25 protein-coding genes are annotated in these 20,490 nt (G+C 65.0%); 14 read left to right on the top strand and 11 right to left on the bottom strand.

The genetic code is table 11. The annotated features are described in order from the left end of the window. Nucleotides 1-22: 22 nt before the first annotated feature. From CRT23_RS09980 to CRT23_RS09960, 5 genes are all read right to left on the bottom strand, one after another. Entirely contained in the window at nucleotides 23-421 is a 399-nt protein-coding gene (locus CRT23_RS09980; protein WP_103709558.1) for an acyl-CoA thioesterase, read from the bottom strand. A 27-nt stretch (nucleotides 422-448) separates the two neighbouring features. Further along, nucleotides 449-1,123: an HAD family hydrolase gene (locus CRT23_RS09975; RefSeq protein WP_103709557.1), complete on the bottom strand. Its 675-nt coding sequence runs from the start codon at nucleotides 1,121-1,123 to the stop codon at nucleotides 449-451. A 348-nt stretch (nucleotides 1,124-1,471) separates the two neighbouring features. Then, nucleotides 1,472-2,572, bottom strand: coding sequence for a YihY/virulence factor BrkB family protein (locus CRT23_RS09970; RefSeq protein ID WP_245436108.1), 1,101 nt, complete (start codon nucleotides 2,570-2,572; stop codon nucleotides 1,472-1,474). 246 nt (nucleotides 2,573-2,818) lie between these two features. Then, nucleotides 2,819-2,977: a hypothetical protein gene (locus CRT23_RS28430; protein ID WP_181017305.1), complete on the bottom strand. Its 159-nt coding sequence runs from the start codon at nucleotides 2,975-2,977 to the stop codon at nucleotides 2,819-2,821. Between the two features lie 61 nt (nucleotides 2,978-3,038). Continuing rightward, entirely contained in the window at nucleotides 3,039-3,413 is a 375-nt protein-coding gene (locus tag CRT23_RS09960) for a response regulator (protein ID WP_280951972.1), read from the bottom strand. A gap of 103 nt (nucleotides 3,414-3,516) precedes the next feature. Between CRT23_RS09960 and CRT23_RS09955 the strand changes: the two genes are divergently transcribed. The 11 genes from CRT23_RS09955 (at nucleotide 3,517) to CRT23_RS09905 (ending at nucleotide 10,091) form a co-directional block, all read left to right on the top strand. Continuing rightward, entirely contained in the window at nucleotides 3,517-3,918 is a 402-nt protein-coding gene (locus CRT23_RS09955; protein WP_245436106.1) for a hypothetical protein, read from the top strand. 98 nt (nucleotides 3,919-4,016) lie between these two features. Then, complete coding sequence (locus CRT23_RS09950) at nucleotides 4,017-4,226, top strand: hypothetical protein (protein WP_103709554.1); 210 nt, start codon at nucleotides 4,017-4,019, stop codon at nucleotides 4,224-4,226. 286 nt (nucleotides 4,227-4,512) lie between these two features. Continuing rightward, nucleotides 4,513-4,890: a VanZ family protein gene (locus CRT23_RS09945; RefSeq protein ID WP_245436104.1), complete on the top strand. Its 378-nt coding sequence runs from the start codon at nucleotides 4,513-4,515 to the stop codon at nucleotides 4,888-4,890. A gap of 526 nt (nucleotides 4,891-5,416) precedes the next feature. Then, entirely contained in the window at nucleotides 5,417-5,641 is a 225-nt protein-coding gene (locus CRT23_RS09940; RefSeq protein ID WP_103709553.1) for a hypothetical protein, read from the top strand. Between the two features lie 188 nt (nucleotides 5,642-5,829). Then, the gene (locus tag CRT23_RS09935) at nucleotides 5,830-6,084 is read left to right on the top strand and encodes a hypothetical protein (RefSeq protein ID WP_103709552.1); all 255 of its coding nucleotides are present in this window, start codon (nucleotides 5,830-5,832) and stop codon (nucleotides 6,082-6,084) included. 134 nt (nucleotides 6,085-6,218) lie between these two features. Continuing rightward, nucleotides 6,219-6,437, top strand: a complete 219-nt coding sequence (locus tag CRT23_RS09930) for a hypothetical protein (RefSeq protein WP_103709551.1) — start codon at nucleotides 6,219-6,221, stop codon at nucleotides 6,435-6,437. Between the two features lie 259 nt (nucleotides 6,438-6,696). Continuing rightward, nucleotides 6,697-7,065 carry a hypothetical protein gene (locus CRT23_RS09925; RefSeq protein ID WP_245436102.1) on the top strand — a complete coding sequence of 123 codons (369 nt, stop codon included), beginning with the start codon at nucleotides 6,697-6,699 and terminating at the stop codon, nucleotides 7,063-7,065. Nucleotides 7,066-7,226: 161 nt separating this feature from the next. Next, the gene (locus tag CRT23_RS09920) at nucleotides 7,227-8,639 is read left to right on the top strand and encodes a sensor histidine kinase (RefSeq protein ID WP_181017304.1); all 1,413 of its coding nucleotides are present in this window, start codon (nucleotides 7,227-7,229) and stop codon (nucleotides 8,637-8,639) included. Between the two features lie 339 nt (nucleotides 8,640-8,978). Further along, on the top strand, nucleotides 8,979-9,290 hold the full coding sequence (locus tag CRT23_RS09915) for a hypothetical protein (protein ID WP_103709549.1): 312 nt from the start codon (nucleotides 8,979-8,981) through the stop codon (nucleotides 9,288-9,290). Between the two features lie 144 nt (nucleotides 9,291-9,434). Further along, entirely contained in the window at nucleotides 9,435-9,626 is a 192-nt protein-coding gene (locus tag CRT23_RS09910; protein WP_082503955.1) for a hypothetical protein, read from the top strand. Nucleotides 9,627-9,674: 48 nt separating this feature from the next. Then, nucleotides 9,675-10,091, top strand: coding sequence for a hypothetical protein (locus tag CRT23_RS09905; RefSeq protein WP_103709548.1), 417 nt, complete (start codon nucleotides 9,675-9,677; stop codon nucleotides 10,089-10,091). Between the two features lie 928 nt (nucleotides 10,092-11,019). On the opposite strand, the gene CRT23_RS09900 is transcribed toward CRT23_RS09905, so the two are convergent. Continuing rightward, on the bottom strand, nucleotides 11,020-11,271 hold the full coding sequence (locus CRT23_RS09900; RefSeq protein ID WP_103709619.1) for a hypothetical protein: 252 nt from the start codon (nucleotides 11,269-11,271) through the stop codon (nucleotides 11,020-11,022). A gap of 250 nt (nucleotides 11,272-11,521) precedes the next feature. On the opposite strand from CRT23_RS09900, the gene CRT23_RS09895 reads away from it, so the two are divergent. Beyond that, entirely contained in the window at nucleotides 11,522-12,157 is a 636-nt protein-coding gene (locus CRT23_RS09895; protein ID WP_055949820.1) for a glutathione S-transferase N-terminal domain-containing protein, read from the top strand. Nucleotides 12,158-12,235: 78 nt separating this feature from the next. Here CRT23_RS09895 and CRT23_RS09890 read toward each other — a convergent pair whose 3' ends face one another. Further along, entirely contained in the window at nucleotides 12,236-12,781 is a 546-nt protein-coding gene (locus tag CRT23_RS09890) for a DUF2147 domain-containing protein (protein WP_103709547.1), read from the bottom strand. 295 nt (nucleotides 12,782-13,076) lie between these two features. Between CRT23_RS09890 and ndk the strand changes: the two genes are divergently transcribed. Continuing rightward, nucleotides 13,077-13,499: a nucleoside-diphosphate kinase gene (gene ndk, locus CRT23_RS09885; protein WP_055949826.1), complete on the top strand. Its 423-nt coding sequence runs from the start codon at nucleotides 13,077-13,079 to the stop codon at nucleotides 13,497-13,499. Between the two features lie 160 nt (nucleotides 13,500-13,659). Continuing rightward, a complete protein-coding gene (locus CRT23_RS09880) occupies nucleotides 13,660-14,037 on the top strand; it encodes a hypothetical protein (protein WP_055949829.1) in 378 nt (125 codons plus the stop codon). A 49-nt stretch (nucleotides 14,038-14,086) separates the two neighbouring features. On the opposite strand, the gene CRT23_RS09875 is transcribed toward CRT23_RS09880, so the two are convergent. The 4 genes from CRT23_RS09875 to CRT23_RS09860 form a co-directional block, all read right to left on the bottom strand. Next, complete coding sequence (locus tag CRT23_RS09875) at nucleotides 14,087-14,668, bottom strand: TetR/AcrR family transcriptional regulator (protein ID WP_055949832.1); 582 nt, start codon at nucleotides 14,666-14,668, stop codon at nucleotides 14,087-14,089. 181 nt (nucleotides 14,669-14,849) lie between these two features. Beyond that, nucleotides 14,850-17,951, bottom strand: a complete 3,102-nt coding sequence (locus CRT23_RS09870) for an efflux RND transporter permease subunit (RefSeq protein WP_103709546.1) — start codon at nucleotides 17,949-17,951, stop codon at nucleotides 14,850-14,852. Continuing rightward, nucleotides 17,948-19,033, bottom strand: a complete 1,086-nt coding sequence (locus tag CRT23_RS09865) for an efflux RND transporter periplasmic adaptor subunit (protein ID WP_103709545.1) — start codon at nucleotides 19,031-19,033, stop codon at nucleotides 17,948-17,950. The genes CRT23_RS09870 and CRT23_RS09865 overlap by 4 nt, the downstream gene beginning before the upstream one ends. Nucleotides 19,034-19,228: 195 nt before the next feature. Next, nucleotides 19,229-20,431 (bottom strand): O-antigen ligase family protein, encoded by a 1,203-nt coding sequence (locus CRT23_RS09860; protein WP_245436100.1) that lies wholly within the window; start codon nucleotides 20,429-20,431, stop codon nucleotides 19,229-19,231. Nucleotides 20,432-20,490: the final 59 nt, after the last annotated feature.

Here is a 20,490-nt window from a genome sequence, read left to right as displayed (position 1 = left end):
AACCTGTCATTCAGCCATCGGCTCAACCTGTTTGCTTGTCGTCCAGGGGACGTGGTTTGCCGTCATCATCCAGGGCTACGTAGGTGAAAACGCCTTCGGTGACCTTCTCCGGGTTGCTGCCAGTGCGGTCCCGGACCCAGACCTCGATCTTCACGGCTAGGGAAGTCTCGCCCTCCTCCCGGAAGGCGCAGTAGCAGCTCACCTCATCACCGACCGCAATCGGCCGTAGGAAGCGCATCGCATCGATGCTCACCGTGACCACGCGGCCCTGGGCACGCTGGGCGACGAAGGTGCCACCGGCCAGATCCATCTGCGAGACGGTCCAGCCCCCAAAGATGGCGCCTCCGGCATTCGTGTCTCGTGGCATGGCGATGGTGCGCAGATGCGGGCCATCGGAGAGCCTTGGGATCGTGTCGCCCATGGTGGATGCTCCGCGCTTTGAAGTTCTTCAGGTCTGCGATCCGACCAGCGTCGAGATCGCGTACTGAGCTAAGAGGTCTGCCGGGTCCCGGTAGGTGGCGATGCAGCCCGCCTGCTTCAGTTCCTCCGCCGTCCAACCGCCGCTGAGCAGCCCAATCGTGCGTATGCCGGCCTTGCTGGCGGCCTCCGCATCGTAGGGCGTATCGCCAACCACGACGGCGTCGTCGGCGGCAATCCCGTCGAGACGCTTCAAGGCGGCCTGGAAGATGTCCGGGTTCGGCTTGCTCTCCTCGGCATCGTCCGAGGACGTCTCAACGCTGATGAGATCCTCGATGTCGGCGATCTTCTTATAGGTCTGAAGTTCGTCGCCCTTGGCGGAGGAAGCGAGCGCAAGCTGCTTGCCGTCGGCCAGCAGGCGTTCGATGAGCGCCCGGACCTGCGGTAAGCCCCTGATCGTCGGCAGGTAGCGTTCCTTGAGGATCTTGGAGCGATGCTTCTCCAATGCGTCGCCCTTCTCCGCGATCTCGTCCTCGGACAGGAACACCGGTAGCAGGAGGTCGCCACCCTTGCCGATCTGCCTTCGCAGATCCTCGAAAGGGATGTCGTGACCGAAGTCCTTGAAGGCATCCTGCCAAGCCTGGGCGTGCTGGGGAACGGAGTCGATGAGCGTGCCATCGACGTCGAAAATCACTGCTGCGGGCATAGAAGGCCTTTTCTCTCTTCCCTACGGAAGCGGCGGCTTGGGCTGCATGTTCTGGTTCGATGGAGCGACATGACCGACCTCGCCCTGTCGCTGACGCGCTATCGTCGGCGGCCGGGTTCAGCCTCCTCTTGTCGTCACCAGTGTGTGGATACTGCGCACGGAGGCGCTTTTCGCCTTGCCAAAAGACTCGATCTCAGAATGCCCCAAATGGCGCGATGCGAGAATCACCTCTGTGCTCAGTTAGCGAGTAGGGCCGGTTGGCCTCGGAGGACGCGCCCGATGAGTGGGCCACCCGCAACGTGCCCCCGACGACCTCTGGCGTCATCGCATCATAGCGGATCGGCCGCCTCAGGCCGAGGCTGCCACGGTATCTGCGACCTTCGCCTTGCGCGTGCCGAGGGGCTCCGGCTTACCGGTGGTGGTGTCCTTGGCAGTCTGGTGCTCCATTTCAGCGTTCAGTTCGGCGCCAAGGAGTACAATGGTCGTCGAGATCCAGATCCAGGTCATAAAGCCGATGACTGCACCGAGCGAACCGTAGGTCTCGTTGTACTTGCCGAAGCTCGACACGTACCAAGAGAACAGAGCCGAGACGACGATCCAGAGGAAGGCGGCCACGGCGCTACCTGACGTTACCCACCGCCATTGTGCGGTGTCTCTGCTCGGGCCGTAGCGGTAGAGCAGCGCGAGGCTTCCCAGGACTACCAGCAACAGGATCGGCCAGCGTGCGAGCGCGATGACCCATTCCATCGAGCCCAGGTTCAGGAAGGCCAAAGCCGCCGGAACCACCACGATGCCGACGAGGGCCAGGACGACGAAGAGAAGTGCGCCGGCCGTGAAGCTGAGCGAGCGAAGGTTCAGCCAGATGAAGTTACGCTTCTCCTTTTCGTCGTAGACGATGTTGAGGGCGTCGAAGATCGCCTTCATGCCGCCGTTGGCGCTCCAGATCGAGAGGAGGATGCCGAATGCGGCGGTGAAGCCCAGGGTACCGCCGCCCTTGGCCGCGATGCGCTTGACCTGCTCGCCCACGATGTCGAGGGCGCCGCTGGGCAGGATGCCCTGTAGGCTGGCGAGTTGGTCGTTGATGGTCCCGGGATCGGCGATGAGGCCGTAGATCGAGACCAGGGCGCCGATGGCCGGGAACAGGGCGAGGATCGCGTAGAAGGTGACGCCGGCCGAGACTAGCAACACCCGGTCGTTGCCGAACTCTTGCAGCACGCGTTTACCGATGTCCCACCATCCCTTGGCCGGGATCTCGGTCGGGCCCTCGGCCTTGCGGCCGCGGTCAGCCTCGGTGTCGGCGACACGCTCGGCCGCCTGGCCCTCGTGCGCGGTTGGCCCGTCCTCGGCGCCCAGTTGGCTGGCGCCGTTCTTCCTCGGTTGCGGGGCGCCGCGGCGTGGAAGCGCGACGACGCCGAGAAGTGCGGTCCCGAGAAAGATCGTCCACGCCATGGAGGTCGCCGCGGAGGACGAGTTTTCGCGTGGTAACCTGCTAGTATCCGACATGGGCCATCCTGCTGATAATGCCTAAGCGGAAGGCTCGGCCGACGGGCCAACGTGCGCATCGCTCGTTCGTTGCTGCAAGGTCACGCCCATACTCACGAAATCGTGGGGCCACCCCAAAACATCGTGAGTTAAGGCTTCGGGGTCATGCAGCGGCACCGGTCCGGCCGCGTGACAGGGCATCGACCCTGTCCGTCAGAGAAGCGAGCGCCACAACAGCCCAAAACCCAGGATAATCAATGCGAGCAGGACGGCGCTCGCGAGATCACTGCGCCGTGATGGCACACGCCACGCGAGGAAGGTGCCAGCCAAGAGGTTCAGGGCGACGATGAGACAGACCTGCTCGATGCTCATCCACCGGCCGGGCGGTCGGCCGCCGCGCATATGGCTTCGCTTCCCATGTCGCGCTGGTCCGTCAAATCGTCTTCCGGATGACCTGCATGAGGTCGGCGGGACGATAGGGCCTGCTGAGAAAACGTCCCGAATCTGGGACTTCCCCGTCGGGTATCCTTTGCCTACCCGACGTCATGATCAAGTTAATGTGGGGCCAGGCACTCGCGACGCGTCCCGCGAGGACGAAGCCGTCCATCGAGCCGGCCATGTCGATGTCGGTGAACAGAACCCCGATGTCCTCCTGGCGCTGCTCCAGGATTGCCCAGGCCGCATCGGCGTGGGGTGCATCGCTTACCGCGAAACCCGCGTCCTTCAGCATGTCGACCACCATCATGCGGATCAAGCACTCGTCCTCGACGACGAGGACGTGGGTAGGGCGAGAGGAGACTTCCGTCACGTAGCATGGCTCGGCTCGGAGCAGGGTGCCTGGACGATGTTAACCCAGGATAAGATATAAGCTCTCGCGCCTTGGTTTGTTTCAGCGTGACGATTCCACTTTGTTGAAGGCCGGGAGCCGAGCCGCCTTATGGGGTCAAAGCTCAGGCTTCGTTCGCCCGCGGCACTGCGCTGGCATCCTTCTAGCAGGCCCCATCCTCGGCTTTGTCATTCCTGCCGCCGGCGACGGCAAGATCCTATGCCGCGACCGCGAGCTTCATGAGTTCGGTTACTTCTCCGTCAGCTACGAGCAGGCGCAGATCGCTCGGCAACACGGCTGGCGCTGTCGATCCGGCGTGTTCCTTGAAGCCGGGCACTCGGACGAGAAGAGCTGGGCCTACGTCGAGGACGAACGCCTCTACGCGCTCGAGTATGGTGAAGAGCCGCCCTTAGTGAGGATCTACCGCAAGGCGCCGCCGTCCTGCGCGATTGATACGCCGGCATCCTGTCGAATTCCCTCCAAGTAGCTATTTTTCACGCCATACCCAACTGGCCACGATGGCTGGCTTGATCCAATCACCCTGCCGTCGCCGGTCATGCCTGCGGCGAGAACCAGCAGCGCGCCATGACCCAGCAGATGATCAACACTCATCCGTACACCCTGGAAGTCGGACCGAACCCAAGGCGTGAGGGCATATGGCAGTGGGCCATCCGAAAGCATGGCAAGCTAATCCAACGCTCAGATCGTGATCACCCGTCCGAAGCGAAGGCTCGGTCACAGGGCATGGAGACGATCGAGAAGTTGCTTCAAGGCAGTGACGAAGGGCGCTTCTGAGGCGCTGCTACGGCGCTGAGGCTGTCTTGATCGTCCCAGTTGTCGTCGGTTCGGTTAAGGCAGCGGCGAAGGAGTTCAGGCCCCTTTGGTCGACCACGTTCGCCGAGTACAGGGACAGCCCTGCCAGAAGGCCGATCGCTACCGTGGCTTTCAGAACCCTCCGAATTTGGCTGAATGCGGCTTGCATAGTGCGTTCCTGAGGGTGTCGAGCAGACTACATCGGCTTGGTTAGAGCCACCTTAATGTTGCCGGCTTATCGCTTGCACGAAGCGTCACACAGTCTTGTATGCGGACCGACCTGAAAACGATGATCAAATCTGCCCGCGCCCTCGCTTGGCTGCTGCTCGTCGCCTTGGTCATTGTAACGGTCTGCCCCATCGAGTATCGACCGCACCCGCCAGGCTTCTCCGTTACGCTAGAGCGGCTGGGTGCCTTCGCCCTCATTGGGTTCCTCTTCGCGGTCGGCTACCCTCAACACCGCTGGCAGGCCTGCGTGCTGATCGTCATCGCGGCCGGCGGCCTTGAGGCATCCCAGATGCTCGATCCCTCTCGGCATGGCCGCGTAGCTGATTTTGCCGTGAAAGCGGTCGGGGGCATCCTGGGAGTTGCTGGGGCATTCGTGATCAGCCGCCTTGCGTCTCGCCCGGCCCGAGCGTGCGCCTAGCGGACCGATTCACGTTCGCATCGTAGGTGCAGCCGTGGGTAGGCAACAGGCCCAACTCACTATGCGGCTGAAATATCGCTCTTAAATCGGTCAGGATGGCGGATGCAATATTCGCCAGCGTTCAATTTGCTGCGCACTCACGACGAAAAAACCGCTCCCGAAGGAGCGGCTGTAAGTTTGGGAGCGCACTCTGCTCGCCATAAACAGATGCATTAAGTGAACCTCATCTGGGCGGCGCTGTTCCTGCAGGGATTTTTGAGGTGCTGCGGCCGGGGCGTGTGGTAGGCCCCACGGGCCCCTCGCCGCACTACGAACGCGCCTGAGCCGACCGCCCAAGACTTGCTGATCCAAGCTGTGACGGTAACGGTGCGGCGCGCGGGCGAGTTGGCTGCGAAGGGTGGTCGATTATAGCTGTGCTTCGTGAACTGCGCAGATCTGGCAACATTTCTCGCTTCGGCAGGTTGATCAGTATCATACGGCCGAACTGGCTAGAATAATCATGGCCGGGCGGTCGAGGAGAACGCCTATGGCTAAGCTCTATCGAAGAGCCGAACTCGCTCAGATCGCCCTCGACGCATACCTTCATGCTGAAGGGGCAGCTCGCAGGTGGGGAGACGCTGCTCCGCCCTGTGACGTCGTCGACCTCATGACCGACCTGCTGCTGCTCGCAAAGGACCGCGGTCACGACCCCTGCTCGGTGATCACCAAGGTCGAGCAGCACCTGAAATCGAAGAGCGGAGAACGGTGCTGAGCGACCGGTTGATCCGGTAGGCACCTACTAGCCACAGGGCGGAGTGGATCGAGGATGCGCCGAAAGGCTCAGCTATCGACATCAGCCATATCGTTTATCGAGTACTCACCGAATTTTTCCACGGCTCGATGAGTACGAGAAGCGGCGTATTCTCATGCTTGTCCCGATCGGGACAAGGGAGAAAAAAAATGTCCGCCAGCTGGAAATCAGTTAAAGAGGACTTGGACTGGAGCCTGAACCAAGGCGAAGACGTGAAAGGTCGAACCGAGCTCAAAGAAGCCTTCAGTAAGGGCAACGCGAAAGAGATGGCGCATGTCATCGAAGCGTTCAAAATGGGCCAACGCGACAACCACAAGATCGCGAACCTTACGCGGTGCGCACATGAAGATGAGAAACGCCTGTACAATATTGGTCGGAAGCTGATCGAGCTGAAGGCTTCATAGCGCTGATCGGGGCGCTTCACGGCGCCCCACCTGCCTATATCGCTGGTGCTTGTACTCTCCCTCTTGGCATCGTGGTTGTCCCATGGAACCACTCAGGCGCGCCTGCCGCTTCTCACTCGAACGAGGAGGCCGAGATGTGGATTTTGGACTGGGGCGACAGCGTCAATCGGGCGAACGGACAGTGGAACCACGAGGACCACGAAAGCTCTGAGAAGGCACTCGATGCTGCTAAGACGAAGATCGGGATGGGACTTATCGCGCACGCCATCCACTCGGAGGCAGACGTTCTCTGGATGAGCGGCGAGGAACTGCTGGATGCGGCTGAGGCCGACAAGTCTCCAAACGATTCCTAGTTAACATGGTAATCGAACTGCAGTATCAATCCGCCATCTGTTTCTGCTCTCTGGGCGCGCGGCTGCTAGACCAAACTTTTTGCCTTGGGTTGTTGGCGTCCTACTTCAAACTCACGGCTTGCCGATCCCGCCGAGCCGTTAGCCTCTAGGCTCAGTGATGACAACACGCCGTTCTCTCTGGCAGTTACTCGCCGGCCTTCCCCTGCTTGGGGCGGTCATCCCCCAAGCTCAGGCTCAAGAGGGGCCGGCTGCTATCGGGATGGACTCTCCGATCGGGCCGCCCGGCACCACGATGCTCACCATCTTCCTTCGGCATGATCAAACGAAGACCGTCAGTCAGATCAATGACCACTTGAAGGAGACCGGCTGGTTCCGGGACTTCCCACCTGCCGGCATTGAGGTAGCGAGCTGGTACGTGATGATGGGCATCGGCCAGGTGGTGACCCTGCGGTTCCCACCCGAGAGGCTGCGCGAGGTCAACTACCTTGTCGAACGGGCGGCCTGGGGAGGGTACCGAACCGAGTTCTATCCCACCTACGACTACCGAGGCCTCTACCAGGACCTGAAGCGCAAGCTGGGCTTAGAGCGACCGAGCAGGCTACGAGGATCGGCAGACTCCGGCAGCTGAAACGACGAGGTTTCTCACTGTCCGCTCGCAGGGCATGTTAAAGCCCCCGAACGCCGGGTTTCCGCCGGTTTCGAAACGGCATGCAGCGAGTCCCAGCGGGTAAGATGTCGACAGCCCCGGGTCCCGGATTGAGTTCTGAGGAGTTGCGGGCCGAGATACGCGTGCTTGAGGTGCGCCTGGAGGAAGCAAATGCTCGCCTCGCGCAGAGCGCTCAACAACGTGAAACCTTTGAACTGAACGAAGACCGCCTCGCTGTCGCTCAGAGGGCGGGACGTGTCGGCACCTTTGAGTGGGACCCTGTCGCTGGCACAGTGGCTATGTCGGAGGAGTTCCGGCGCATCTGGGGCCTCACCGACGAGGTGCTGCCGCTCTCTGCCCTCGTGGCACTGGTTCACGCTGAAGATCGGCCAAGCCTCGGCTCCCTTGACCCAACGGAGCATGAGAACCCACTGAGCTATACCGAGTATCGAATCACCCGCCCCGACAGCGGCGAGGTCCGGTGGATCGCACGAAGGGGCGAAGTGCGGCGCGGTGCGAATGGTATCGTGCTGCGTGGCGTTGGCGTGGTCTACGATGTCACCGAAGCGAAGTGCACTGAGGAAGCATTAAGGGCTAGCGAAAGGCGCCTCAGGCTTGCCATCGAGGCGGGCCGCATGGCGGTCTGGCTCTACGACATAGCAACCGACTCCGTCCAAGCATCTCCGGAACTCAACCGACTGCTTGGCTTCCCACCTGCCGCCGCGCCGAGCATGACTGAGGTCCGCGCACGGTACTTCACAGGGGAACTGGAGCGCCTGAGAGCAGCGGGCACCAGCGCCATGCAAAACGGCGAGCGTTACTTCGAGATAGAGTTTCGAACAGTCTGGCCCGACACATCTATCCATTGGCTGCTGCTTCGCGCCGAGTTTGTGATGGCAGCTACCGGCGAGCCCTACCAAGTCGTTGGCGTCCTCATCGACATCACCAGCCGCAAGGTTGCGGAGGAACACCAACAGCTTCTGCTCAACGAGCTGAACCACCGGGTGAAGAACACCCTGGCTACCGTCCAGTCCATTGTCAGTCAGACGCTGCGCAATTCGTCTTCGACCGCCCAGGCTCACGAGGCAGTCGAAAGCAGACTCTTTGCCCTGTCGCGGGTCCACGATGTGCTGACGCGCGAGAACTGGGACAGCGCACAGCTTTCGGAGGTGATTGGCGAGGCCGTGGTTCCCTACCGCGCGTACGGAGCCTCTCGCCTGATTACACGTGGGCCAGACCGCCGCGTCTCTCCGCGGATCGCTCTTGCACTCGCGATGGGCATCCAGGAGCTTGCTACCAACGCTGTGAAGTACGGCGCTCTGTCCAACGAGGTAGGCACCGTCACGATTGAGTGGCGCATCAACACAGCATCACAGCCGGAGCATCTATACCTGGAATGGTCCGAGGGGGGTGGCCCTCCCGTGACGCCTCCGGCTCATCGGGGTTTTGGAACACGGATGCTGGAGCGTGGTCTCGCTCGTGACCTCGATGGAACGGTCGAAATTAGCTTCGAAGGAGCAGGTCTCTCCTGCGTCTTCGACGTGCCGTTAAGCTAACTAAGCACCTTGCTTAGCCGCAAGCCCTCTTAGAACAGACAGACGAGCGTTACCGCGAGGGCGAGGACAACTGCCGCTCCCGTCAGCAGTGCTGCATCCGCCTCTGCCACAAGAGGTCTGCGAACCCAGACCAGCATGTTCATGGCCGCACCGTCAGTTGAACGCTCCCGGCCAGCAATGCATGGAGATCAAATCTTCGCAAGGCGATAAGCCGATCAATCGCATTCGTCTACCGAGATTGTTGATGGATTTCTCAGAGTTCACAACACAAGTTATTGACGCTGCTAACGCTCCAGAAACATTCGCCAGGACGGTCTCACGCCAATAGCGGGGGTGGCCATGCTTGACGGATATTCTTTAGACCCATCCTCGGTTCTGACAGCTTTCTTTGAGCTGCCGCGGTGGGCACAGGTTGCGCTCCCGGTGATGGCGGCGCTTTTGGTGGTGATGAACAGCATCGTGGGTACGGCGCTGTGGTCTCGCCGCAAGGCGCTCCTCAAAGTCGAGGAACTCACGGTCGATTTAGCAGACGTGAAGGCGCGACTACGTTCGGAGACTCGTTGGCGCCTCGCGGACGAAAGGCACAATGTGATGCCTCAGGCCGCGGCAGGGGCGGCTAACGACCACCCATCAACAATCCCCGCATTCTAAGGGGAGCGTAGACGCGGAGCGGCTCACAAGCGCGAGCACCGTAACGGGCGTAGCTCAGCATCAAGCCCACTCCTTGCTCCGCATTGGCCGGAACGCTCTGGTCCGGCCCATGGTTGGTATTCCACAGCATTTGGAGGACCTGCCATGAAGACCACCCTCGCACTTACCGCCTGTCTTGCCTTCGGCCTCCTTGCCAACGTCAGCCCCGTGGAAGCAAAGGGCTGCATTAAGGGCGCCATCGTCGGTGGCGTGGCTGGGAAGATGGCTGGGCATGGGAAAGTGGGCGCCGCTGCCGGGTGCGCCGTTGGGCACAGCCGAGCCAACAAGAAGGGCTAGCAGCGGGCCTACCGTTAAGCGCATTCGCAACTGAAAGGGGAGGTCACATTGGCCGATACTGAGCACCGCGATGACAACGGCAGGGTGGCTGGGCAGCCGGGCTACAAGAAGCCGATGCCCGGGATTGATGGCCCTGTGGCGGCAGACCAAGCCAAGGAGAAGCTGAGCACCGTCGCAGGTCAGGCCACGGAGGCTGTGAGCGCTGCCACAGGTCAGGCGCGGGAGACCCTCCGCACTGTGAGTGACCGCACCCCCGAGATGATGGACCATCTCTCCAGGCGTGGTGCCGACTACTATCGCCAGGGCAGACGCGCCGTGAGCAATGCCGACAGCACCACGGTAGCCAGCATGTTCATCGCTGGGACTATCGGGTTCGGCATCGGGTGGCTGGTGTTCGGGCAGAAGTCCTACTCGGGCGACTATGTGGCGCGGCGCATGAGCGACGGCAGCGACCGCCGGTACTGACGGAGAGTCTGCACGAGGGGAGGGCGATGCCTGTGCTCCTCGTGCACTTAAAAAACCCTTAGGCCACCCGCGGCTCATCGGCTTTCTTGTATTGCCGTCCGTCTCCCTGGGAGACCCGCTTGGCCTGGGCTGTCAGATCGCTGAGAGCCGCCACCAGGGCATCTGTTTGCTCATCGAGCACTGCTCGGATTTACTCCTCAGAGCCACGCAGACGAGCGATGTGGAACGCCGCGAGTACCGCGCACAGGCTGCCTCCGAAGGGCGATGCTATGACAGCTGCAGCGACACCAAACGGCGCGACAACCGAGACCGTCGCCAGACCGCCGCCGATTCCCACAAACATTAATGGGAGCATCAGGAGTTCTCCGGCAGTCTGGAGTATGCCTGAGGGTGCGGAGAAGTTTCTGGCTGATTGCGAACAGAGATAGCGGCCGGTGAATTCAGTCCGGCTCCAGGCCATACTCTGCCAGAAGCGCGGCCCGCCTACCTAGCAGCGCCAACGCTCCGATGGCGTGATTGCGGCTGGTTTTGAGCAGCGCAGTCGCCATGGTGCTCCGAAGTTCGCGTATAAGGTCCGCCCGCTCGGCCAGCTCTGCCGCCGCTGCTTCCTCCGACTCGATGCCCTCCTGAAGGGTGCCGGAGCACGGCCTGCACCCACGGAATGAACTGCGGGTATCGAACGTCTTTCCTCATCCAATACACCTTTCCAAGCTGCGCCTACGAGAGCACCCAGGGTCCAGCGTGGCCTCACGCCGCAGAATTGAGAGAGAGCGACATACGGCCAAATTTTCTCCTTTTCTCAAGCGTCAAGCGGTCTTGCGAGGCTCAGCGCGGAAGGAAGGCGCCCAGCCATACACAACGTGAGCGCTGCATATCGTGCCTTTAGCGGTATACAGAGCCAACGTAACAGCCTATTAACCCATTGAAGTTATTTTGATTTCAGTCGCTTGACGCATTTGCTGTAGTATTGCGGCCATTTCGGTCCCTGCGCGGCCTTGTCGGCGACCGAGAGGGCGCGCCACTCGGCGCCGCATTTCTTCTGACGCTCGCGCGCGGCACTCTGGCCGACGCTGAGCTCCTTGGCGGGCTTCGCCGCCGCGGCTTGTGCCAGCGCACCGCTGGCGACGAACGGGCTTGTCAGAAGGAGGGGACTTGCCAGAAGCAGCAAGCCCGCGAACAAAGCACGGGTGTGACGCGAACGGAACGACAGCATGACGACCCCCGGGGACGCTTGGGCGCCGCCGTGTGGCGGGCCGGCCGCATCACAGCCACAACCCCGGGCGAGGGCAAGTGCCATTTGTGCGGGTATCCACGCGATCCACCGCTTGTGCCACGTGTTGGAGCGATGGCACGGAGTCTGCAACCATCCGCTCGCGTTCCCGATTGTTTCGGCGGGTCGAGCGAGCCTGAATAGGGTCGGAAACATCAGCATGGCACACGCGCCGGGAAAACCCATCGACGTGCACACCTGGAGCACGCCGAATGGCTGGAAGATCCCGATCATGCTGGAGGAGTGCGGGCTGCCCTACCGGGTGGTGCCGGTGAATATCGGTCGGGGCGACCAGATGGCGCCCGACTTCCTGAAGATCTCGCCGAACAACAAGATCCCCGCCATCGTCGACCCGGACGGACCGGGGGGCGAGCCCATCACGGTGTTCGAGTCCGGTGCGATCCTGCAGTATCTCGGGCGCAAGACCGGCTGCCTCTACCCGGCCGACGCGCGCGCCCGGGTAGCGGTGGACGAGTGGCTGTTCTGGCAGGTTGGCGGCTTCGGGCCGATGCTCGGCCAGGTCCATCATTTCCGCATCTACGCGCAGGAGAAGATCCCCTACGCCATCGACCGGTTCACCGCGGAGGCGCAGCGCCTCTACGGCGTGCTCGACCGGCACCTCGCGGACCACGAATTCGTGGCGGGCGACTTCTCCATCGCCGACATCGCGATCCTGCCCTGGGCCAAGTACCACGAGAAGCAGAGCATCGAGCTCGCCAGCGTGCCCCACGTGCGGGCCTGGCTCGACCGCGTCATGGCGCGGCCGGCCGTGCAGCGGGGATTCGCGGCGGTCTGAGCGGCTGCCTCACCCAGCCAGCGTCACCTCAAGGGTGTCACTGGCCGGCGTCCCTTGGCGGGCGTCCTCTGGCCGCCGTCACTCGGCCGGCGGCGCGACCGCCTTCGCGGGGGCGGCCTTGGCGGCCTTCGGTGCGGGCCGGGGGGCGGGCGCCGAGTCGGGCGTGGCGGCGGAGGCCTGCTGGTCCACGTCCGGCACCCGGGTCCAGGTCTGCGAGCCGCACAGGACCCGGAGGAGGCAGCCGGAGACCGAGAGCTCGGAGCTGCTCTCGCGCTCCAGGCTGACCTGGTACATCTTGCCCTCGTCGGCGTTGTAGATCTCGCCGGAGAACTTCGCCTCCTCGGGCTTCAGGTTATCGAGGAGCGTCAGGCCAAGCACCGGGCGGCTGCGCTTCTTCGGATCGGGATTCTTGATATCCGTGCGCGGGGTTCCGTCCTCGTTAGTCGCGGTCTTGGCCCACACCACCTTCCCGCAGATGTTGGCGGCACCCGGACCGCAGCGGTCGATGCGGACCTTGGCGCGGCCGTCTCCGGTGAGCCAGGTGCCCGAGGGGTCCTGCGCCGGGGCGGCGGATGCGGGGGCGAGGCCGGTGAGGATGAGGGCGGCGGTAAGAGCGACGCGCATGTCCTGGTCTCCATTGTGGCGTGGCTGCGGCAAGAGGCCGGCGGCCAGAGAGTCGGCAAGGGGATCGGCAAGGGACCCGGCGCGGGGGCAGGGCCGTGTTCGTCTGGCCACAGGAGGCGTCCGCATTCGGGCGATTTTCCGGCGCTGTTGCGCCAAAGCCATGGCGGCGGCAAAACCGGCACCGATCGTCGGGTTATCCCCCACGTTCGCGCCTCGGGTTGAGGGGCGGGAGCCTGCCGGCTATAAGCCCGGCGCCGAAGCCATTTTCGGCTGAGCGATCACAACCGGACGGACCATGGCCACCGAGCGCACCTTCTCCATTCTCAAGCCCGACGCGACGAAGCGGAACCTGACCGGAGCGGTCAACGCCGTGATCGAGAAGGCGGGCCTGCGCATTGTCGGCCAGCGCCGCATCCAGATGAGCCGCGCCCAGGCCGAGAAGTTCTACGAGATCCACAAGGAGCGCCCCTTCTTCGGCGAGCTCGTGGAGTTCATGACCTCCGGGCCGGTCGTCGTTCAGGTGCTCGAGGGCGAGAACGCCGTTGCCAAGTACCGCGAAGTGATGGGCGCCACCAACCCGGCCAACGCCGATGAGGGCACCATCCGCAAGACCTTCTCCGAGTCGGTCGGCGAGAACACCGTTCACGGTTCCGACAGCCTCGACAACGCCAAGGCCGAGATCGCCCAGTTCTTCCAGGATTCCGACATCGCTGGCTGAATCCTTCGGGGTTCGGACATGGTCGACCAAACCGGCGCGCCGGAGCTTCCCGGAAGCTTCGGCGTTTGCCGTCCCAGTGTGGCCCCGGCGCCCTTGCGCGGCGGGGGCACGGACGTGAAACCGGTTCGTTCCCGAATCGCTTTCACGGACCCATCATTCCATGCGCTCCATCGCCCCGCGCACCGGCCGACTCCTGCTCGCCGCCGGCCTGCTCTCGCTCGTCGCCGCCTGCAATACCAACAAGTCCGGCCCGACCGCGTCGCTCGAAGGCTACACCCCCGATCCGGCGCTGAAGACGGCCTCCGCCGGCAACCTGACCGGGCGTGTGCGTCACGCCTGCACGGTCACCCAGGCCCGCCTGCAGAACGTCTCCGAGGTCTCCCTCGCTCGCCCCTGTGGCTGCTACGCGAACCAGACGCTGGCAAGCCTCGACAGGAGCGAACTCGATGCCTACCGCAGCACCGGCTACTTCAATGATTCCGCCCGCGCCAAGGCGCTGAACGCCCTCGACAGCTGCAAGCTGCCGCGTCCGGCGTAAGGCTTGGCTCGTCCCGGACAGCCGCGGCTGGCAACGCGTCGGAGCCGCTTCAGTGCGACGACGCGTTGTCCGGAGCCGGCGCGTCTCCCCGCTCGCCCGCCGCGATGCGCGCGGCCTGGAGGAGCTCGTCGGCGAGGCCCGGATCGTCCACCGCCCGGGCCAGGACGACGGCGCCCACGAGGGTGGACAACTTGGCGAGCGCCCGCTGCCGGCGGCGCTCCTTCGCACCCTGGGGCGAGAGCTCGGACAGCAGACCGACGAGGTGCCGAACCCCGTGGGTAAAGCGTGCCCGCAGGGGACTCCCCGTCGGCTCGCGGGCCACGTCGTTGGCCAGGGCGGCGAGGGGGCAGCCCATGCCGGGCGACTGGACGTGGCCGACGGACAGATAGTTGGCGATCAGCATGTCCAGGGCGCCGCGTCGGTCTTCCCCGAGGGCCGAGTCGAACGCCTCGACGGCCAGCGCATCCTTGCTGGCGAACTGGCCGTAGAAGCCGCCATGCGTCAGGCCGGCCGAGGCCATGATGTCGGCCACCCCGACTCCGTGGAGGCCACGCTCCCGGAACAGGGCGGCGGCGACCTCGACGACCCGTTGGCGGTTGAGCTTGGCCTGCTCCTGCGAAACTCTCGGCATCTCCGGCTCTCCCGTTGCCGTCCCGGTCTTATATAGATGCGGGCCGTCATCAATACACGTCCGCGTCGGCCGACCCGCCGAGGGGGCAGGGTGCGGGTCGGCCGACGGACCGCGCGAGGCTGAGGAAGCCCAGCGCGATGCGCTTATATCATCGACGCCGGGATCTCACCCCGTGCCCACGTCAGGTCCCGGCCGCCTGCGGTGCCGCCTCGGTTGCGTCCCCTGCTGCGCGTGGCTGACGGGCCACCCGGAACCAGAGCGCATAAAGGGCGGGTAGGAACAGGAGGGTCAGCAGGGTGCCGACGCCGACGCCGCCGATCAGCACGTAGGCCAGCGCCCCCCAGAACACCGAGTGGGTGAGGGGAATGAAGGCCAGCATGGCGGCGGCCGCCGTCAGGATCACCGGGCGCGCCCGGCGCACGGTGGATTCCACGATGGCGTCGTAATCCCCCAGGCCCGCCGCCTGATCGTGGTGGATCTGGTCCACCAGGATCAGGGTGTTGCGCATCAGGATGCCCGAGAGGGCGATCAGCCCCAGGATCGCGTTGAAGCCGAAGGGCTGGTGGAAGAGCAACAGCGTCGGGGCTGCGCCCACCAGACCGAGGGGCGCGGTGGCGAAGACCATGAACATGGTGGCGAATGAGCGGACCTGGATCATGATGACGGTGAGCGTCACGATCAGCATGATCGGGAACACCGCCACCAGGGACAGCATCGCCTTCTCGCTCTCCTCCACGGCACCCGCGGTATCGATGCGGTAGCCCGGCGGGAGCTTGGCCTTGATCGGCGCCAGGAGGGGAAAGACCTGGGCGTGGATGTCCGGCGGCTGCTTGCCGTCGAGCACGTCGCCCTGGACGCGGATGTAGGTCTCGCGGTTGTAGCGCTTGAGCACCGCATCCTCGGTCCGGCTCTCCAGGCGGGCCACCTGCGAGACCGGCACCTGGCGCCCGTCCCTGGTCGTCAACGTCAGGTCGCCGATCTCGCCCAGGGAGCGCCGCTCGGGCCCGGGGCTGCGCAGGACGACGTCGACGGAGCGCAGGTTCTCGCGCACCTGGGTGGCGGGCGTGCCGTTGAGGTAGCTCTGCAGCTGCTGGCCGGCCTCCTTCGGGGTCAGGCCGATGAGGCGCAGGCGTTCCTGGTCGAAGGCGAGGCGCAGGCTCGGGGTCTTGTCGCCCCAGTCGAGGTGCACGAGGCGCATGTTGGCATTGGCCGCCATGACCTCCCGAACCTCGGCGGCGATGCCGCGGATGACGTCGAGGTCGGGCCCCACCACCCGGAAGGCGACGGGAAAGCGGATGGGTGGGCCGAACACGATCTGGAGCACCCGCACGCGGGCTTCCGGAAAGCGGCCGTCCTCCACGAGCTGGCGCACCTTGCCCCGCAGGACGTCGCGCGCCTGGGCGTCGGCCGTCTGCACCACGATCTGCGCGAAGGCCGGATCGGGCAGCTCGGGATCGAAGGAGAGGACGAAGCGCGGCATACCCTGCCCGATATAGCTCGTGATCTCCTTGGCCTCGGCCAGGTCGCGCACGGCCGCCTCGACCCGCTTGACGCTGGCCTCGGTGGTGGCGAAGGCCGAGCCCGCCGGCAGCGTGACCTCGACGATGAGCTCGGGGCGTTCGGAATTCGGGAAGAATTGCTGCTCGACCTTGCCCATCGCCACCACGGCGAGGGCGAAGAGCCCCACGGTGATGCCGGCGGCGAGCCACTTGTGGTCGACGGACAGGCGCACGACGCGGCGCAGGCGCTCGTAGGTCTTCGTGGCGTAGATCGCGTCGTGGCCGCCCGCCACCATCTTGATGTTCGGCAGGAGCTTGACGCCGAGATAGGGCGTGAAGGTCACGGCCACGATCCAGGAGATGATCAGCGAGAAGGCCACCACCCAGAAGATGTTGCCGGCGTACTCACCGGCCGTGGAGGCGGCAAAGCCCACGGGCAGGAAGCCCGCGATGGTCACCAACGTGCCGGTGAGCATCGGCGCGGCCGTGGCGCTCCACGCATAGGTCGCCGCCTCGATGCGGTCGGCGCCTTCCTCCATGCGCACCACCATCATCTCGATGGCAATGATGGCGTCGTCGACGAGGAGGCCGAGCGAGATGATGAGGGCGCCCAGCGTGATGCGGTCGAAGTCGCGGCCGGTGACCATCATCACCACGAACACCGCCGAGAGGGTGAGCGGCACGGCCAGGGCCACCACGATGCCGACCCGGAAGCCGAGCGCCACCAGGGAGACGAAGATCACCACGCCGAGGGCGGTGAAGAACTTGACCATGAATTCGTGGATGGCGTCGTCGATGACCTTGGCCTGATCGGTGATCTTGGTGAAGCTGATGCCCACCGGCGTCTCATGGTGGATCGCCACTTCCTCGGCATTGAGCGCCTCGCCGAGCTTGAGGCCGTTGAAGCCCGGCTTCATCACGAGGCCGAGCATCAGGGACGGCTCGCCGTCGTTGCGGATCTCGAAGGTTCTGGGGTCCTCGTAGCCGCGCCGGACCTCGGCGATGTCGCCGAGCTTGAGGCTGCGGTCACCGGCGGCCACGGGCAGGTCGCGGATCGCGTCGAGCCCGTCGATGGCCCCGTCGAGGCGCAGGTACACGCGTGGACCCGCCGCCTCGACGAAGCCGGCCGGGGTGACGTCGTTCTGGTTGGCCAGCGCAGCCAGCAGCTGCTGGCCGGTGACGCCGAGGGTCGCGAGGCGCTGGTAGGAGATCTCGACGAAGATCTTCTGAGCCTGCTCGCCCAGGATGTTGATCTTTTCCACGCCCGGCACCCGCAGCAGGCGCTGGCGCAGGTCCTCGGCGCGCAGCACGAGCTCGCGATGCGGCAGGCCCTTGGCCTGCACGGCGTAGAGGGCGAAGTAGATGTCCGAGAACTCGTCGTTGAAGAGCGGTCCCAGTACCCCGCGTGGCAGGCTGGAGGCCTGGTCGGAGAGCTTCTTGCGGGTCTGGTAGAACTCCGACGGGAGCTTGGCCGGGGGCATCGCATCCTTGAAGATGACCTTCGTCACCATCAGGCCTGGGCGCACCGTGGTCTCGGCCCGGTCGTAATAGACGAGCTCCTGCAGACGCTTCTCCAGGGGGTCGGCGACCTGGCGCTGCATCTCCTCCGCCGTGGCGCCGGGCCAGGCGGCCGAGACCGTCATGACCTTGACGGTGAAGGCCGGGTCCTCGGCCCGCCCGAGCTTCTCGAAGGCGAAGAAGCCCGCCCCCGTAAGGGCGATCAGCAGGAACAGGGTGACGGCCCGCTCGCGGACGGCGAGCGCCGAGAGATTGAAGCCGCTCATCGCACCACTCCGGTCATGCTGGCGGGCGCCGGGCGCACCCGCTGGTCCGCCTTGAGGAGATGCGCGCCGAGCGCCACGATCCGGTCGCCGGGGTTGAGGCCGCCGACGATCTCCGCGCGCTCCTCGCCCAGGCGGGCGACCTGTACGATCTGCGGACGCACGGTCTCGGTGGCGGCATCGTAGCGCCAGACCGCGGTGCCGCGCCCCTGGTCGAACAGGGCCGCGAGGGGCACCTCGACGCGCGGCAGGCGGGCCGTTGCGGGGGCCCTGAGCTGAAGGGTGACGGTGGCGCCCAGGGGCGCGGCCTCGCCGCCGCCCGACAGGATGTAGCGCGCCCGGTAGGTGCGGGTGGCCGGGTCGGCGGTAGCCGACAATTCGCGCAGGCGCGCCGGGTAGGTCGCCGCGCCTTCGGCATAGAGAGTGGCGGAAGCCTCCCCCTCGGCGGCGCGGCGGCTGCCCTCGGGCAGGAACACCTCCGCCTCGCGCGCCCCGTCGCGGGCGAGCTTGACCACCGTCTGCCCGGCCGCGACCACCTGGCCGGGCTCGGAAGGCACCTCCATCACGACGCCGTCCGCATCGGTCTGGAGTTCGGCATAGCCCGCCTGGTTCTGAATCTGGCTGGCCTGGGCCTCGGCATTGGCGAACTGAGCGATGGCGGCATCGGCCGCGCCCTTGTTCTGGTCGTAGGTCTGCCGCGAGGTCCAGCCGTCGGCCACCAGCTTGCGGCTGCGCTCCTCGTCGGCCTTGGCCTTGATCATCTGGGCCCGGGCCGCCTCGACGGAGGCGCGGGCGGCATTCAGGGCAAGCGAGAAGTCGGTGCGGTCGAGGCGCATCAGGGGCTGGCCGCGGCGCACCCGATCACCCGGATCCACGAGACGGTCGAAGATCTTGCCTCCGACCCGGAAGCCGAGATTGCTCTCGGTGCGGGCCCGGATCACCCCGGTGTAGCGCGAGACCGCGTCGGGGCCGGGGGCCACCTCGGCGATCTGAACCAGGGGCGGCTCGGGGTTCACCGCCGTCTCCGCTGGCGAGCACGCGCCGAGGGCGAGGGTGGCAAGTCCGGGTACGAACCACTTCTGCATGACGCATCCTCCGCAGCCGGACCGTCCGCCGCCCTAAGATTACGATCATAATCTATTTTGGCGAAGAGTTTGGGTCAAGGATGCCGTGGCGGCCCGCGTGCGAATGGACACGGCGAAACGGGGACACCGGGAGAGGTGAAGTCCCGGATCAGGAGTTCTGAACGACCGGATCGGTCGACGCGGCACCCGTGCCCCTCAGCGCCCTGGCGCTGGCGCCGGGCCGGACCGCACGACCAGGGAGGCCAGCAGCACCGCCATGAAGAAGAGGAAGTACTGGTTCACCGACAGTTCCTCGAACATCATCGAGGGCACCAGGAACAGGGCCGTGTAGGCGGCGAAGGGACCGGCAGCGGCGGGTGCGAGGGCGATGCGCACCAGGGCGGCGAGGAGGAGCAGGGCCGTCGCGATGCCGCTCTGGAGCGCGAGGGAGATGAAGCCGTTATGCGGCGTCACGAGCCCGGTGAGGGCACGGAGTTCTTCGCGCCGCGTGGTCTCGCCGACGCCGAACGGGTACTCGGCCACAAGTTGCAGGGCGGTGAAGCCGGAGATGAAGCGCTCGTCGGCGTTGCCCGAGACGTTGCCGTCGCCGGCAAAGCGCGTCTCGATCGACTGCGCCAGCTTCTGGGGCAGGGGGATCTCGCCCGTCATCGAGAAGCCGATGAGCAGGATCCCGAGCACCCCGAGGACGGGTAGCACCACCTGCAGCCGGATGCTCCGGCGCATCAGCACCAGCAGGATCAGCACCGGCATGAACAACCCGGAGCGGTTGTTGGTCAGGGGGAAGCTCGCCAGCAGGGCCGCGAAATAGGCGAGGTAGATCAGGTTCAGGCGGTAGCGCAGGCTGAGCAGCAGGGCCGCGGCCCCGCCGAGGGCGAAGACGTGGCCGGTCTCGTTTCCCGACGCCCAGAGGCCGCCCTGCTTGTCCTCGACGAAGAGCTTGAGTTCCTCGTCCAGGCCGTCGGTCGGAACTCCGAGGCCGAAGCGGTCCAGCGGAAGTCCGGAGGACGAGAGCAGCAGGACGACCAGCGATCCGCCGAGGCCTGCGAGAAGGCCCCAGCAGAAGGCGTTCTCCAGGCTCCGGTCGCGGAACATCACGAGCAGGATCATCGCCAGGACGAAGTAGAGCAGCAGGACGAGGGTCAGGTAGACGTCGCCTGCCTGGATCTCGGCCTTCAGCACCAGCGAGAGGGCGATCAGGCTGCCGACGGCACCGATCGGGACAGCCTGGCGCAGCCCCTCGGCGATCACGGCGCGGCGCAGGCCGAACCAAGGGATCAGCAGGAAGGGCAGGAGGTCCGACAGGCGTTGGACCGGCAATCCGAAGCTCGACGTCAGGACGTTGAGCTGCAACGCGACCCCGAGCAGGAACACGGCGGCACGGTCGGCTACGATCGGCACCGCCCGCGTCCGTTGCATCCCGACCGCAATCGGCTCCGCTGGCCCCGTCATCGCTCCGG

Source organism: Methylobacterium sp. V23 (genome assembly GCF_002917135.1).
In the GTDB taxonomy this organism is placed as follows: Bacteria; Pseudomonadota; Alphaproteobacteria; order Rhizobiales; family Beijerinckiaceae; genus Methylobacterium.
Note: the sequence above shows the minus strand (reverse complement) of the source record. Positions and strands in the feature narration are given on the sequence as shown.